The sequence below is a fragment of the Opitutaceae bacterium genome, from assembly GCA_015075305.1.
Taxonomy (GTDB): Bacteria; Verrucomicrobiota; Verrucomicrobiia; order Opitutales; family Opitutaceae; genus UBA6669.
Window position 1 is genome coordinate 45,006 of record JABTUS010000004.1, and the last position, 15,667, is coordinate 60,672.

Genomic DNA, 15,667 nt, shown 5'->3' on the forward strand with positions numbered 1-15,667 from the left:
CTCCAATGGCCCCGCTCCTCGTCTTTCAAGGCATTCGAAAATCCTTCGGAGCCGTGCAGGCGTTGCGCGGGGTGGATTTTGAGCTGAGGCGGGGAGAGGTTCACGCGCTGCTGGGGGAAAACGGGGCCGGGAAATCGACGTTGATCAAGGTCGCCACGGGAGCGCACGCGCCGGATGCCGGCGCGCTCACCGTGGATGGCAGGGCCCAGGGCAGGCTCACGCCGGCGCTGGCGCATGAACTCGGCATCGCCTGCATCTACCAGCAGCCCGCATTGTTTCCCGATCTGACCGTGATGGAGAACCTGGGTCTGCGATTGGAGAAACCCTCTCCCTTTTCGCCGGTTCGCTGGAAAGAGCGCAGGCGGCGCGCGCTTGAATTGCTCGCCCGGGTGGGTGCCGAGGTGCGACCGGATGCAGTCGTGAGTGAACTGTCGATGCCGGAGCAACAGTTGGTGGAGATCGCCGCCGCCGTCGGCGCACGCGCGCGGATCGTGATCATGGATGAACCCACGGCGTCGCTGACACAGCGCGAACAGGAGCGGCTCCACGGCATTGTCCGCGCGTTGAAGGCTGATGGCACCGGCGTCATATACATTTCACACAGGCTCGAGGAAATTTTTGCGCTCGCGGATCGGGTCACTGTGCTGAGGGACGGAGCAAGCGAGGGAACGTTTGGCGCCAGGGACCTTTCGGAAAATGAGCTCATTCGCCTGATGGTGGGGCGGGAAGTGACGCAGCTCTACCCGCCGCCACTCGCGCAGCCGGGCGCCGAGCGGCTCAGGGTTGATCGCCTCTGCTGCGAGGCCTCCGGTGTGAGGCAGGTGTCGTTTTCGGTCCGCGCCGGCGAGATCCTTGGCCTTGCCGGCCTGGTTGGAGCGGGACGAACCGAGCTTGCACGCGTTCTCTTCGGGCTCACACCGGCTGACAGCGGCACGGTGTGCATCGACGGAGAAGACGCCTCGATTGGATCTCCGGTGCGGGCGATTGAGCGGGGCATTGCCTATGTGCCGGAGGATCGGCGGCGCCACGGCGTGGTCATGGAGATGCCGGTCGCGCAGAACATCACACTCGCCGCGGCGCGAAGATTTTTTCCCGGCGGCTGGCTGCGGGATCGCGTCGAGGCGCGAGCGGCTCGTGATTTTGTGCAGCGGCTTTCAATCAAGACCGCGGGCATTGAAGCTGCGGTGGCGAGCCTGAGTGGTGGGAATCAGCAGAAGGTGTCGCTCTCGCGCTGGCTCGCGACGGCACCGAAGGTGCTGATCCTGGATGAACCGACGCAGGGGGTGGACGTCGGGGCCAAGAGCGAGATTCACGCATTGATCCGCCGTTTTGCCGCGGACGGCATGGCCGTGATCCTGATTTCGAGCGATCTGCCCGAGGTGCTGGGAATGAGCGATCGCATCGGCGTCATGCGGGGTGGTGAGCTGATCGGCATTCTCCCGCGGGGAAGTTCCGCACCCGAGGTCATGGCCGCAGCGCTTGGGCAGGGTGTCGTGAACGGAAAGGATGCCGCATGATGCTGGGTCGATACCGTCGGGAGCTGGCGATCGCCGCGGTGCTGGCGGGTGTCCTGTTCGGCCTGGCGATCTGGGCGCCGGCGTTTTACCGGGCGCAGCCGCTGCTGTCGCTGGCGACGCGGGAGGCGCCGGTGCTGATCGTCACCTGCGGCATGGTCCTCGTGATTCTGACCCGGCAGATCGACATTTCCGTCGGCTCCCTCTTCTCGATTTGCAGCGTTGTTTGTGGGCTGCTTGCCGCGAAAGGCTGGCCGGTCGTCTCCCTGCTCCCCGTGGGCGCGCTCATCGGAGCTCTCTTCGGAGCGCTGAATGGCGCACTCGTGGCGGGGCTCGGATTGCCCTCGATCGTCGTGACACTCGCGATGCTGGTGGCGCTGCGGCAGGGATTGAATCTTTTCCGACAGGGCGAGTTCGTCAATCTGCCGGATGGAGTGCAATGGTTCGGTCTGAACCAGGCGCACGGTCAGATCATTGTGCTCGTCGCCACACTGGTGCTGGTGGCGATCCTGGCCTGCTGCCTGCATGGCGTTGCGCTGGGACGACATTTTTATGCCGTCGGCAGTGATGCGGAAGCGGCGAGGCTGGCCGGGTTGAGACCGCGGTGGGTCACGTTTCTGGCGTTTGCGCTGCTCGGTGGGCTAACGGGGATTGCTGCGATCGTGAATGTGGTGCAGTCACCCCAGGTGCAGCCGCTCACTGGAAACGGCATGGAGCTGAAAGTGATTGCGGCCGTCGTCGTTGGCGGAGTCGCCATTTCCGGCGGACGCGGCCACCTCTGGGGTGCCGTGATGGGGTTGTGCCTGCTGGCATGCATCGCGCCGGCATTGGTGCACCTGCGCATCGAGGCCTATTGGGAGAAGGCGATTCAGGGCGCGATCATCCTGCTCGCCGTGCTTGCCGAGGGTTTTGGGGGAGGTCGCAACCGCGGGCATCGCCCGGCTCCGGCATGAGTTCCGCCCAGGGAGATTCGGTCTGCGGACCAGTCTGGCGGCGTGTGCTGCTGCGCCATGAGGTGCTGCTTTTCGCTCTATTGATTGTCGAGTGGCTGCTGTTTCATCATTGCGGCACGACCACCAATCGCCGCGGCATGACGGTGGGATTTGGAACGCTGGATCGCCAGTTCGACATTCTAAGACACTCCTGCGAGATCGGTTTGCTCGCGCTCGCCCTGACGCCCGTGATTCTGACGGCGGGCATCGATCTGTCGGTCGCCTCACTGCTGGCGCTCTGTGCAATTGTGTTTGGCCAGCTCACGCATGACGCCGGCCTGCCGGTGGCGGCTGCAATTCCGCTCACAGTTCTCGTGGGTGCGCTGGGAGGCGGACTCAATGCCTCGTTGGTGGCGGGCATGCGACTGCCGCCGCTCATTGTCACACTCGGCACGTATTCCCTGTTTCGCGGACTTGCTGAGGCGCTCACGGGGGGCGCTGTCACCTACACCTTGTTTCCGGCGGGGTTTCTCGCCTTGGGCCAGGGGCGGGTGTTCGGCGTTCCGGCGCAGGCGTGGATATTCTTCGCCGTCGCCATCGGCATGTGGGTGCTGGTGCATCGCACCATGCTGGGACGGTCGTTTCGCGTCATTGGATACTCCCCGGAGGGAGCGCGGTATGCGGGGCTGGGCACGGGGCGCTGCCTGACTTTCGTCTATGTGCTCGCCGGCGTCGTGGCTGCCCTGGCTGCGTTGATCTACACCGCGCGACTCGGACAGGCGAAGGCGGATGCCGCGGTCGGTTATGAACTTTTTGCGATCACGGCAGTGGTGCTCGGAGGAACCAGCATTTTTGGCGGTGCGGGCAGTGTGACCGGCACGCTGCTCGGCGTGGCGGTCATTGCGGTGCTGAAGAACGGACTCGCCACGCTTCCCGTTGTCATCCGGATGAATTCCGCGGAAGAGCTTTCGGGTCTGCTCACGGGGGTGCTGCTGCTGCTTGCGCTCGTGGTGGGAATGGTGCCGAAACTTCTTTCCGTTCTGCGTTCGCGTCGGTAGGGGATTGGTTTCAAAACTCCATGAACACCCTTCGCCTCCGCTTCCGTTTCATCGCAGTCACGCTTTCCGTTCTTCTCCTTTTTGCAGGTGCGTTTGCGCCTGCGGTGTCAGCCCAGGGCAGGCTGATGATCGCGCTGATGCCGAAGTCGAAGGGCAATGCCTATTTCATTTCCTGCAAGGCCGGCGCGGAACAGGCCGCGAAGGAGCTTGGAGTTGAACTGCTCTTTGACGGGCCGGTCGATGCCAATGCCGCCAAGCAAAACGAGATTGTGGAGAACTGGATCACGCTTGGCGTCGACGCCATTGCGGTGGCGGCGGAAAACAAGGAGGGCATTTCGACGGCGCTTCGCAAGGCGCAGAGGGAAGGGATCAAGGTGATGACCTATGATGCGGATGCGCTCCCCGATGCCCGCAGCTTTTTTGTCAACCAGGCGACACCGGAGGGCATTGCGCGTGCGCTCATGGACGAGGCGGCCCGTCTGTGCGACTCGACGGGTGAGTTCGCGATTCTCAGCGCCAGCCTCACGGCGGGGAATCAAAGGGAGTGGCAGATGCAGATCGAGAAGCGGCTGGCGGAAAAGTATCCCCGGATGAAGCTTGTGGCGGTGCGTCCCTGCGATGACCTGAAGGATCGCGCGCAGTCGGAGGCGACGGCGCTGATGAGCGCCAATCCGTCACTCAAGCTGCTCATGGCCATCTGTTCCCCGGCGGTTCCCGGGGCCGCCGAGGCCGTTAAGCAGGCGGGGCGGGTGGGGCAGGTCAAGGTGATCGGCCTGGGATTGCCGAATGAAAACCGTCGTTATGTGAAGGAAGGGGTCACCCAGACTGTTGTGCTGTGGAAAACGGAGGACCTCGGGTACCTCACCGTCTATGCCGCGGCGGCGCTCGTCAACGGCGACCTCAAGCGCGGGGCGACCGCTTTCAAGGCCGGCAAGCTCGGCGAGTTTGCGGTCGACAAGGACCAGATCCTCCTCGGCACGCCCTTCCTCTTCAACAAGGCCAATATCGACGACTACGATTTTTGAGAAAGCAGTGCCCGAGCGTTCCTTTCATTCAATCCAATCGCCCCGTGACCTTGGGTCCTCTTCCCAGTGTTCACCCGCATTGCGAAAGACCGCGACAATATTCTGAGAGGAAGATTCCGTGAATACGCGGTTACGACCTCTTTTTGGCTAGCGAATGAAATCCGGAATGGGCGCTCGCTTGGGAATTTGCTGGCATCGGTTTCCCTCTGAGAGCGAACGTCAGGCTGACGTAATTTGCCTGACCGCGCCAGACGCGTTTCTGTTTTGGACAGCAGTGCTTGGAAAATGAATTCCGGTGCGATCCGGTACATCGCGGGTCGGAGTCAATGGCTCGAGCGGCTTATGCGGGCCGCCAATTCAGCCTGGACGTGGTAATAGATCTCGACCGCATTTCAAAAAATGCGAAGCGGGATGAATCGGCGACGCCCGCAGGGGTGTATCGAGATGAGACGAACTGCGTTCGATTTCATGTACACGACTTCACGACGCTCCACTTAAGGGATCATTTCCGCTCTCAGATCAGAATTTCCAATTTCCCGACTCGGTTGGGAGGCTTTTTTCAAAAGAAACATTTGCATTGCCCGCAAAATCCAGCCTCGGCATCCCTGCGCCTTTCGTCCGCCCGCTCCAGCAATCTTGAATGCGCATCCGCAAATTTTCCGCCGCAACAATCCATGAATCCCGCTGCCTGCATCTCCCGCTTGATCGTCGCCGTACTCGGCTTCGCCACATTTTTTCCAAGTGCACGGGGCTGATCTCTCCTACCATTGAATGTTAGAAGTAAGGACTGACCCCTTTGGGATCTCCCCAGGGCTGTTGGATGGGCTTGTGCTCCAACGATGGCCGCGAGCCTGGTCATTGCGGCGCTTGCCGATGCGATCAAGCGCCGTGCTCCGGCTCCCGGCCTGGTCCATCACTCCGCTCGTGGCAGTCAGTACGTCGATGCCGGACTCGCAGAGGCCCTTTCCAAGGCCGGTATCGCGCGAAGCATGAGCCGGGCCGGCAATTGCTACGACAACAGTAAAATCGAGTCGTTCTGGAGTTTCCTCAAGACTGAGACCGAGATGGAAATCAAGCCCCCCCTCCAGGGCCGACGCAAGGCTTGCCATCTTTGACTATATCGAAACGTTTTATAACCCGAAGAGGCGCCACAGCTCCTTGGGCTATCTTTCCCCTGTGGCATTCGAAAAAATCAACTCACACACTGACAGATTGACTGCCTAAGCCACTGTCCATTTTTTCGAGGCAAGCCCACTCTCTCGTGGCGTCCATTTTGCAGACGCCGCTTCAATCTGTTCGCCCTCAAACTTTCTGCTCGCCTGCAGCTGCATGGTTTCCCCGGTCACAGTGCCGGGGGCGCGGGCTGGCGTTTATTAAGGCGTGCAAAATAATAGGGACATGTTAGGATCGGGCAAATGAAGAAAGTTCGCGATACGGATTGCCGCGGTCTTGGACACAAAACGCTGAGCGAATTGCGACGTCGGGCCGTTGAGGGTGCAAGAGGACAAAGCCGGAGGCGGTGGCGAAATCGTTGGGGATCAACCGGACGACGATATACGATTGGCTGGCGCTGTATCGGAAAGGCGGTTGGAGTGCCTTGGAGGCGCGCAAACGCGGCGGTCGCACGCCCAAGCTCGACGGTAAAACGCTGAGATGGCTCCATCGAACGATCACGACGAAGAACCCGCTACAGCTGAAGTTTCCGTTCGCCTTGTGGACCTGCGAGATGATCAGGGAACTGATCAGGCGTCGATTCGGGGTGAAGCTCAGTCGCACCTCAGTCAATCGACTGCTCACCCAGTTGATTGAGCGCCCAACGTCCGTTGTGGCGGGCGTATCAACAAAACCCCGAGGCGGTGCGGCGCTGGATGCACGAGGTTCCCCGCAATCCGCGAGGAGGCGCGCAAGTGGAGCGGAAATCTTCTTCGAGACGAAGCCGGAGTGCGCTCTGATCATCACGCGGGCACCACCGGGCAGCGAAGGGCAAGACTCCTGTCGTGACCGGCACAGGCGCCCGTTTCGGCTCAATATGGTCAGTGCGATCAGCGCCCGAGGGTCCCTGCGCTTCATGGTCGTCGAAGGTTCGGTGGGCGCGGCCACATTCATTGCTTTCCTCCGCTTGCTGCGTGACGTCAGCAAGCCGGTGTTCCTCGTCGTGGATGGGCATCCCTCGCACAAGGCCGGGCTGGTCAGTCGATTCGTCGAGGCGACGAACGGTCGGCTCAAACTGTTTTTGCTCCCCGGTTACAGCCCGGAGCTGAATCCCGACGAGCTCGTGTGGAACAGTCTCAAAAACGGCGAACTCGGCCGGAAGATCCACACGACCAAGGAACAGATGAAGCGCACGGCCATCGCCCACCTGCGCAGACTCCAGAAACTCCCCAACATCATTCGGTCCTATTTTCAGAAACCAAGCACGGCATACGCCGCTTAAAATGTCCCTTCTATTCTGGCCTCCTTAATAAACCAAGTATGTTCCGCTCCAAGCCTCCGCAGATGAAGACCCTCCCTCCTCTGGCCGCGTCCCTCGTCATTCGGCTCTGTGCGGGCCTGGCGGTCGCCGCCGCGCCATTTCTCCGAGCCGGGACCGCGACCTTCAACCTCACTTCCGCTAGCATTGACGAGGTGAACACCGCCATTGCTGCAGGTGCGCTCAACTCTGAAAAGCTGACGCGGCTGTTTCTCAATCGGATTGCCGCCTATGAGAAGGCCGGGCCCAGGCTGCATGCGATCATCACGCTCAATCCACGGGCCATCAACGAGGCCCGCGCGCTTGATGAGGAGCGCGAGGCGCGAGGCCCGCGGGGTCCGCTCCACGGCATTCCCGTCCTGCTCAAGGACAACATGGATGCCGTCGGCCTGCCCACCACGGGGGGCTTTTACGGCTTGCGAAACTCCATTCCGAACAGGGACTCCGAGCAGGCCTGCCGCTTGCGCGCCGCTGGCTGCATCATTCTCGGCAAGGCCAATCTCAGCGAATTCGCCAGTGGCGCGGCGCTCTCCACGCTGGGGGGGCAGATCCTGAATCCGCACGCGCTTGACCACACGCCGCGAGGCTCGAGTGGTGGCAGTGGAGTGGGCGTGGCGGCTGGATTCACCATGTTTGCGTTGGGCACGGACACGGGCGGCTCCATTCGGCGGCCTTCGGCAGCGACGGGCATTGTGGGCCTGAAGCCCACCTACGGCCTGAATGGCCGCGGCGGGATCATTCCGCTCGCGCTCTCGCTGGACACGGTCGGCCCGATGGCGCGCCACGTGGCCGATGTAGCCGTGGTCTTGAATGAGATGGCGGGACCGGATTCCCGCGACCCCGCCACCAAGGATGTCTCGATCCGGCGCGTTCCCGATTACACGGCTGGCCTGAAGGCCGGTGCACTGAAGGGCGCGCGTTTTGGTCTGCTGCGGGATTGGATGAAGCTCGATCCCGGCGTCGATGCCGTCATTGAAACCGCCGTGGCAGTGCTCCGCAATCGGGGAGCCGAGGTCGTGGACATCAAGCTTCCACGCTACGTGCTCGGCCTCAGCGGCGGCTTGTATGACGCAATCCATGACACGGAATTCCATTATCAAATCGAGTCCTACCTGGCCACGCTCCCCCGAGAGGACCAGAACACGCCCAGGACCATCGAGGACGTCATCAATCTCGTTGAAAGAATCGCCGAACCCACCCCCGAAGGCTGGGTTCCGAACCCGAGCCGCCTGGCATCGCTCAAGCGGCAGGCTCGGTCGGGTACGCTGCAGGATGTACCCTACCAGGATGCACTCCATGAGGCGCGGAAAATCGTCCGGGACAATCTGACCTGGATTCTAGATCGTGAGAAACTTGATGCGTTCATCGTCCCCACAAGCTCAACCCCTCCAGGACTGATCGCGGCGGAAGCCACCGGAGCCGTGGCGGTCCGGCCGTCTCCAACGCTTGCGGGGTCGGTGGATCAGGTCAGCAATATCACCGGCTGGCCGGATCTCGTCGTGCCCGCGGGATTCACGGGGGATCCCGCGTTGCCGGTGGGGCTCTCCTTTATCGGACCAGCCTTCAGCGAGGCCCGTCTGTTGGGTTACGGCTACGCCTTCGAAACCGCCCTGCCTGCTCGTCGTCTTCCCGTGTACACGCCGGTGCTTCCAGGGGAAATTTTCGACTATGAGACCAGCGCGAAGAAATAGGCCGTCCGGATAGCACTGGAAAACGACTCGCGGCTGTCAGTATTCGAAAAGTGGTCGCAGCCGATTTGAGTGCGGAGGGAAAACCAAGCGAGACAGGGCGAAGCAGGCGTTTGAGGAGTGCCTGTCGGAAGCGGTGATCAGGTTCTGATTCCCGCATCGCACGCGGTGGTTTCCAGTCCCCTTGGTTGTGAAGTATGGACTGCCCTGTACGCCCGCTCCCAGGATCATACCTGCCACCACCACTAGCCCCCCATCGATCCGAAAGTCATAGCCGCGAATCTGCTGCGCCTAAAGCAGCAGAATCCGGACGCACCGAGTTCGATTATTCAGAATCCGAAGACAAGGGATGTCATCGTGGATCTTGTTACCTGGTCTTCAGACTAGTCATTCGCCGAGTTTAATGTCTTCAAGTGTTCCAAGAAGAAAGTCGGAGGATTGCTAGCGGAGCAATATGCCAGACGGGAGTAATGGGTCGACGGTGCAAGCGACGGGCAGGAGTACAACAGGTATTCGTATATCGCGAACAACCCGCTGGGAGGAACCGATCCCAGCGGGAACCGGAGAATGGCGGAAAGTCCAGCAATTGCTTGGGATTCTCCATGTGATGCGGCCTTGCCGTTTGACAGACTGTCGATCCTTTCGGCTGACACTCGCGATCATTCCCCCCATTTCGGCATCCCCTCGATTGCCGTGCCGCTCGCCGGCCATGCGTCCAATGGGGATGTCGTGAACTCCTGCCCGCATGGGTTGATCGAGATCCAAGCCCGCTTCATCAACCATGCATCCAATCAAAATCTGTCTCACCGGCCTGGCATTCACTTCACTCGCATTTTCCGCTCCTCCAATTGCGGCGCTTTCCCGTGATCAGGTTTCCGTGAGAATTGACCGGACGCCGGCTGCGGCCGCGTTTTCGTCCAACATCACCATAGGCGAAGCGGAGGGCGCCTCCCGCCGCCTCCTGGTGACGATCTCCAATGATTCGAGGCAGGATGCCAGTCTGCAGGGATGGCGGGTGGAGCTTCCATGGCTCGCATCCAACGCAGCTCCCGATCTTGTCTCGACGGGAGGCTGGGACATGGGCCGCACCGAGGCGCGCGTGTGGACGCCGGAGCAGGCGTCGAAGGTCGAGACGGGAAGCTACGTGCTCGCCAGGCAGGCGGGCGGCTATTCCATCGCCGGCTTCACGACCTGGCGGGTGTTCAATGCCAAACTCCGCTACGATTCCGGTCGGCTTGTTGTCACGGGGGATGGGGAGAACCGAATTGTCCGCCCCGGTGAGACGCTTTCGCTCGAGATCGTGCGCCTGGCGACCGGTAGCGACTGGCAGAACCTGCTGTTCGAGCACGCCGATGCCATTGCGCGGGAGAATCGCATCAAGCTCAACCGGCCCCGGCCGGACATTGGCTGGGCAACGTGGGACTACTATGGCCGCGGGTGGACCTTTGAACAAGCGGTGGCGAACATGGACAAGCTGCTGGAGGTCTGTCCCAAGGCGGACCTTGTTCAGATTGATGGAGGATGGTGGCCGCAACGGGGGGATTATACTCTGGTGCGCGAAAACCTCCGGCCCGACGGGATGAAGCGCCTCGGTCACCTCATCCGCAGCCACGGCCTGCATGCCGGCATACACCTCGATGGCATGCGCGGCGACAGCAAGGCGATCGTCGCCAAGGAGCATCCGGGCTTCTTTCTCAAGGATGCCAAGGGTGGCCTGCTCGTTCAATCGACACTGAATGCCGGCGAGAAGCTGGACAATACGTTCTTCGATTTCTCAAACCCTGCGACTGGCGACTATTTCCGCGGAGTCATGGGGACCATCCGGAAGGAGTGGGGATACGATTATTTCAAGGTGGATTTTCTCCGGTACGGCATCAACGAATTCATCCACAGTGCGGTTGGGGACGAAGTTGAAATCGTGCCGCATGACCGGTCGATGACGAGCGTGGAGCGCATCCACCGTGGATTGGCGGCCATGCGGGAGGGAATGGGGCGCGACGCCTATTTCCTTGGATGCTCGGCGGTGTTTGGACCCACCTTCGGGCACGTGGATGGGCTGCGTGTGGGAGCGGACATCAATCCCAGCATCAAGCAATACAGGAAGTGCGCGCTCGACACGTCTGGAAATTTCCACCTGCACGGCAAGGTCGTGTACAATGACGCGGACTACCTGGTTGTCCGCGCGCGTGAGGATCAGGATGAAACAAGGGTGAAGGCGCCAAACAAGGATGGACGGGATCTGACCCTGAATGAAGCTGAAATGTGGACCCACTATGTGGCGCTGTGTGGAGGGCCCCGGCTGAACAGCGACAATCTGCTCATCCTTCGCGAGGAACGTCGTGCGCTCTTTCGCTTTGCCGCGGGGTTCCCCACGGCGGAGCGCTTTGTGCCACTCGACTTCTGGGCGCATGCCAGGGACGAGAGCGACGCTCCCACCGTCATTCTCACGCAGGCGAAGGGAGATGCGTATCTTGGAACATTCAACTGGAGTGATCAGGACAGGGACATCGCCATCGAGGGATTCTCATCCACAGACCTGGCCGCTCTGGCCAAGGTTTCCGGCTCTGGTGAAAGCCGAATCTCCGGCGATACTGTAACCATCCGCCTTCCGGCGCGTCACTCGACGATATTCAAGCTCGGGAGAGGCAAGTTCGACCTCCTTCGCGCAGCCCTTCACGTCAGGCAGACAGTTCCATGAAAAGCCTCAGTCTTACCATCGCCCTTGCAACGTTTGCCCTCGCTGCCGGTCTGCCCGCCGCTGAGCAAACGCTTCCACCTCATCCGTGGGGTGTCTATCCCTGGGGGCAGGGCAGGAACATGAAGATTCCGGCGGACATGCCGGTGCGGGGCATTCCCTTCACCTGGCGCTGGGCCGAGCTCGAGCCTGCGCGGGGCAGGTACGACTTTGACGACGCGGTGCGCAGGCGGCTTGAGGAGGTGAAGGCGATGGGCGGGTACACGCACATCATGTTTCATGTCGCGCCGATCACGCCCGACTGGGTTTACGAGGCGGGTGTGCCGAGGGTCATCATGCCCGAACGGATCACGCCGGCGCGGAAACTGCAGAAACCGACGTACCCGTATTATTTCGATCCCCTGTACAAGGAGATCCTGCACGAACTGGTGACGGCGTTGTCGAACTACATTGCCGCACTGCCTGAAGACTTGAAGAGCCGCATCATTTTCATTCAGGTGGCAGAGGGAGCGACGGGAGACGGGCAACCCTACAAGGGCGTGCCTCTCGATGCGAAGTACCGCATCAGCGAGACTGCGTGGAATGACTACCGTCGGGAGACTTGGGCCTGCTACCAGGCGGCGTTTCAGCGCGCGGATGGATCGCTCAATGTGCCGCTTCTGGTCAATGGTGATGCGAACACCGACGTCGAGAACCAATGGCTGCTTGACCACACGAAGGTCTTCGGGGTGAAGCAGGGCATGTTCAGCCATGGCTACCTCGTGAGTGACACGATCGACCGCCTTGCCCGCTGGGATGCGTTTCGCGCCAAGGCGATCGCAAGCGGCCACACGATGTTCACCCGGGGCGAGCAGGATGAGGAATGGCGCGTCTGCGGGTGGAGCAGTCAGAATCCTCCGCGGGCCTTCTATTGGTCGGCGCTGTTCGCGCTTCACTGCAAACTTGATGTATGGAACGTGCCGATCGATGCGCTGTCGACGCAGCCGATACGGGAGGCCGTCGTGACCTTCAACCGGTATGCCGGCTACAATGAGCCGGAGGGCAGCCCGGGGGCATTCTGCGCGTTCCGGCGCGGACTCGACGCTTCCGACACGCGGGAGTTTCCGGAGGCTGAATTCGGAGAAGCGTCGAAGTCCAATGTCGATCGCTATTTGAAGATTGCGGCGGCCCATGCAAAATTCGGCGCCCGCCAGGGAGATCCAGCGAAGGCCACGGGCGCAGGCATGCGAAACAGGCAGGCGGACGACCAGAACGATGTGGGCTGGAGAATCCTGCCGGGAAACTTCGAGCGGCATCTCTTTCAGTTGAATCCGGAGGCGACGAGTCTCGGGCTTTGGAACACCGGTCCCGCCGGGCATCCGTACGGTCTCTTTGCGCGCCGCTTCGACTCCGCGAGCGGACGGACGGCCATGGCGTTCAAGCTGGCGGACGGATTTTTTCCTGAACCGGCGGCGGAACACGCGGTGCGCCTGCGTATTGTCTATTTGGATACGGGGGCGGGCGGATGGCAGCTCGCCTATGCCACAACGAAGGGCGAACAAATTGCGCGCAGCGTCTCCCTGAAGAACAGTGGAAAATGGAGCGAGATCACGGTGACGCTGCCGAATGCCGTCTGGGATCATCGGCTGCCGGGTGGCGCGGATCTGATTCTTCGGCAATCCGGTGGCGGCGACACGACGTTTCATTTGATTGAACTCGCTCGCGAATGACGCGGTTGTGATCACGCTCTTCCCAAATCGCTCCCTGTCGTGCCCAACAGCGTCCGATGTACTCGGCGCGCCGCCGGGATTTATCGCATCCATTCAATCATGAACCACCTGTTTCGACTCTGCATTGTCTCGATTGCTCTCCCCATGGTTGGACTCGGTGCGCCTGAGCCGACACGCCGTTTTCTACAAGGGGCAGGGGCACGCATTCTTCAATCGCAATCGAGACAACGGCAGATACTACCGGACAACACTCCTTGAAGTGGACAAATTTCTTGGGTCGTTGGGTTGGATTCAAGGTTCGCCCACACTCGCCCCGGTCGAAGGTGTAGCGACCATTGATGGTGCGGTGGAAGTGGCTCGGTAGACGCGTGTTCTCCTGGACCGCCTGAAATTTTAATGTGAAAATCAAAACCATCCTTCCGACGCTTCTGTTCGTCCTGACGGCATGGAATTGTCAGGCGGCAGAATCGGCCAAACTTCCTGAAGCCTATATAGTCGACCATCGGCACAGCCCGTACGTGAAGCTGCGCCCGCTTCCCTATGAAGCGGTGAAGTGGACCCATGGATTCTGGGCGGATCGTTTTCACCAGACTGCCACCGTCACCCTCGATGAATCCTGGCGGCTGATGGCGGACAAGAATGCGGGTCACGTTCTGGACAACTTCCGATTCGCCGCCAAACCCGGATCCGGAAAATATGCGGGTACCACGTGGCAGGACGAATGGCTTTACAAGTGGATCGAGGCAGCATCCTGCATCTGGAGGGAGACAGGGAATCCATCGATTCTGGAAAGGATCAATGAAAGCATCGGCTTGATTGCGGCGGCACAGGAGCCCGATGGATACCTTGCCACGCGGGCGACGGCGGGCGGGCTCAAGCGGTTTGTTGAGCCGCGCGATCATGAGTTCTACAACATGGGGCACCTCCTCACCGCCGGGGTGATCCATCATCGCATGACCGGCGATGACCGCCTGCTGCGTGTGGCGGTCAAGACGGGCGATTTCATTGTCGCGAATCTCGGAGTCACGGTGGAACCGTATTTTGCCCACAATCCATCGGCGATCATGGGGCTGATGGAGCTTTACCGCGAAACCGGAGATGCGAGGTATCTAGGCACCGCGAAACTCATCGTTGATCGCCGGGGGGAGAAGCCGAAGAAACAGACGCTCTTCACGATGATGCCTGGCATTGGCGGGACCGACATCATTCAGGACCGGGTTCCCGTTCGCGAATCAACGGAGATCGTCGGGCACAATGTCTTTTTCACGTATCTCTACACCGGGGCGGGCGATGTCTATGCAGAGACCGGGGACAGGCCGTTGATGGATGCGCTCAACCGCCTCTGGACCGACATGACCGAGCGCAAGATGTTCATCCATGGAGGGGTCAGCGCGAAACCGATGGGGATCTCCAATTTCGCGCCGGTGATCGAGGCGGCCGGACCGGCATACAATCTGCCGAATGAAGGCTGCTACAATGAAACCTGCGGGCAGATCGGCTGCCTGATGTGGGCCTACCGCATGCTGACGGAGGAGCCGGACGCCCGGTATGCCGACATCATGGAGCGGGAGATGTACAACGGTTTCCTTGGGGCGCAGAGCCTCGATGGCAGGTCATGGTTCTACAAGAACATCATTCGTCGCTATGATGAGAACCACAAGGCATCGGGGCTGAGTGACATGGCGCAGCGCAAGCAGCCGGGTCGAAACGCGATCTGCTGCCCTTCAAACGTGCTCCGCACGATGGCCGAGCTTTCCTCATATTTCTACAGCATGGATGACAGCGGCGTCTGGGTTCACCACTATGGCGGCAGCAAGGTGAATGTCACGCTGGCATCCGGTCGCCCGTTCTCCTTTGAACAGGTGACGGAGTATCCTTGGAATGGAGAGGTGCGGATCGTCATTGCCGAAGCCCCGACTGCAGAGGTCAAACTGAGGCTTCGGATACCCGGTTGGAGTTCAGGCGCGACGATCGCGGTCAATGGTCAGCCAATGAATGCGGCCCCTCAGCACGGCTATGCGACCGTCGGTCGGGTCTGGCGTGCGGGTGACACCTTGACGCTTGTGATGCCGATGCAGTCCCAGTTGATCGTGGCGGATCCGCGGGTGGAGGAAACGCGGAATCAGGTCGCCGTCATGCGGGGCCCTGTGGTCTACTGTGTGGAATCGCAGGACCTGCCCAGTGGTGTGAAGGTGCCTGACGTGTATCTTTCACAGTATGCCACCTTCAAGCCCTCGCGCGGGCTGGCGGACTCGAAGGAACCACTCGCGGCGTCGGTCGTTTCGCTCAAGGGCAGGGGGCTCGGGCTTCAGAGTGACAATTGGACCTCGCTCTACCGCCCGCTTGGAAACGCGAGCCTGCGCGCATTCGATCTGACGCTGATCCCCTACTTTGCCTGGTCGAATAGAGGCAAGTCGGCAATGAGCGTTTGGCTTCCCGTCGCATGGGATTCGAAGACCCAATGAGGCAAGCGCTTCCTGTCAGATACAAGAGCCCGCATCTTCACAATGCGCACCCGGGATCTCCGAAATTGGTCAGATCCCGAGATCATGGCAGTCAAGGGGCCTGATGTTTCC

At 60.8% G+C, this 15,667-nt stretch carries 9 protein-coding genes and 1 pseudogene; all 10 read left to right on the forward strand.

Going from position 1 to position 15,667, the window contains the following annotated elements; all coding sequences use genetic code 11:
* Positions 1-5 precede the first annotated feature (5 nt).
* On the forward strand, positions 6-1,517 hold the full coding sequence (locus HS122_08960; GenBank protein ID MBE7538528.1) for a sugar ABC transporter ATP-binding protein: 1,512 nt from the start codon (positions 6-8) through the stop codon (positions 1,515-1,517).
* Positions 1,514-2,467, forward strand: coding sequence for an ABC transporter permease (locus HS122_08965; protein MBE7538529.1), 954 nt, complete (start codon positions 1,514-1,516; stop codon positions 2,465-2,467). Before HS122_08960 ends, HS122_08965 begins: the two co-directional genes overlap by 4 nt.
* 137 nt (positions 2,468-2,604) lie before the next feature.
* Entirely contained in the window at positions 2,605-3,504 is a 900-nt protein-coding gene (locus HS122_08970; GenBank protein MBE7538530.1) for an ABC transporter permease, read from the forward strand.
* A gap of 20 nt (positions 3,505-3,524) precedes the next feature.
* Entirely contained in the window at positions 3,525-4,529 is a 1,005-nt protein-coding gene (locus HS122_08975; GenBank protein ID MBE7538531.1) for a substrate-binding domain-containing protein, read from the forward strand.
* Positions 4,530-5,368: 839 nt separating this feature from the next.
* Positions 5,369-5,644, forward strand: a complete 276-nt coding sequence (locus tag HS122_08980) for a transposase family protein (GenBank protein ID MBE7538532.1) — start codon at positions 5,369-5,371, stop codon at positions 5,642-5,644.
* 300 nt (positions 5,645-5,944) lie between these two features.
* A pseudogene (locus HS122_08985) lies at positions 5,945-6,963 on the forward strand (IS630 family transposase).
* Between the two features lie 62 nt (positions 6,964-7,025).
* Complete coding sequence (locus tag HS122_08990) at positions 7,026-8,690, forward strand: glutamyl-tRNA amidotransferase (protein MBE7538533.1); 1,665 nt, start codon at positions 7,026-7,028, stop codon at positions 8,688-8,690.
* Between the two features lie 778 nt (positions 8,691-9,468).
* Positions 9,469-11,385 carry a hypothetical protein gene (locus HS122_08995; protein MBE7538534.1) on the forward strand — a complete coding sequence of 639 codons (1,917 nt, stop codon included), beginning with the start codon at positions 9,469-9,471 and terminating at the stop codon, positions 11,383-11,385.
* Complete coding sequence (locus tag HS122_09000) at positions 11,382-13,091, forward strand: hypothetical protein (protein ID MBE7538535.1); 1,710 nt, start codon at positions 11,382-11,384, stop codon at positions 13,089-13,091. The genes HS122_08995 and HS122_09000 overlap by 4 nt, the downstream gene beginning before the upstream one ends.
* Before the next feature lie 398 nt (positions 13,092-13,489).
* Positions 13,490-15,556, forward strand: coding sequence for a glycoside hydrolase family 127 protein (locus HS122_09005; GenBank protein MBE7538536.1), 2,067 nt, complete (start codon positions 13,490-13,492; stop codon positions 15,554-15,556).
* The last annotated feature ends 111 nt before the right edge of the window (positions 15,557-15,667 follow it).

Excerpts from the sequence above, each read along its gene's own strand:
- HS122_08960 (MBE7538528.1), top strand. The coding sequence starts at position 6 with ATGGCCCCGCTCCTCGTCTTTCAAGGCATTCGAAAATCCTTCGGAGCC.
- HS122_08965 (MBE7538529.1), top strand. The coding sequence starts at position 1,514 with ATGATGCTGGGTCGATACCGTCGGGAGCTGGCGATCGCCGCGGTGCTG.
- HS122_08970 (MBE7538530.1), top strand. The coding sequence starts at position 2,605 with ATGACGGTGGGATTTGGAACGCTGGATCGCCAGTTCGACATTCTAAGA.
- HS122_08975 (MBE7538531.1), top strand. The coding sequence starts at position 3,525 with ATGAACACCCTTCGCCTCCGCTTCCGTTTCATCGCAGTCACGCTTTCC.
- HS122_08980 (MBE7538532.1), top strand. The coding sequence starts at position 5,369 with ATGGCCGCGAGCCTGGTCATTGCGGCGCTTGCCGATGCGATCAAGCGC.
- HS122_08990 (MBE7538533.1), top strand. The coding sequence starts at position 7,026 with ATGAAGACCCTCCCTCCTCTGGCCGCGTCCCTCGTCATTCGGCTCTGT.
- HS122_08995 (MBE7538534.1), top strand. The coding sequence starts at position 9,469 with ATGCATCCAATCAAAATCTGTCTCACCGGCCTGGCATTCACTTCACTC.
- HS122_09000 (MBE7538535.1), top strand. The coding sequence starts at position 11,382 with ATGAAAAGCCTCAGTCTTACCATCGCCCTTGCAACGTTTGCCCTCGCT.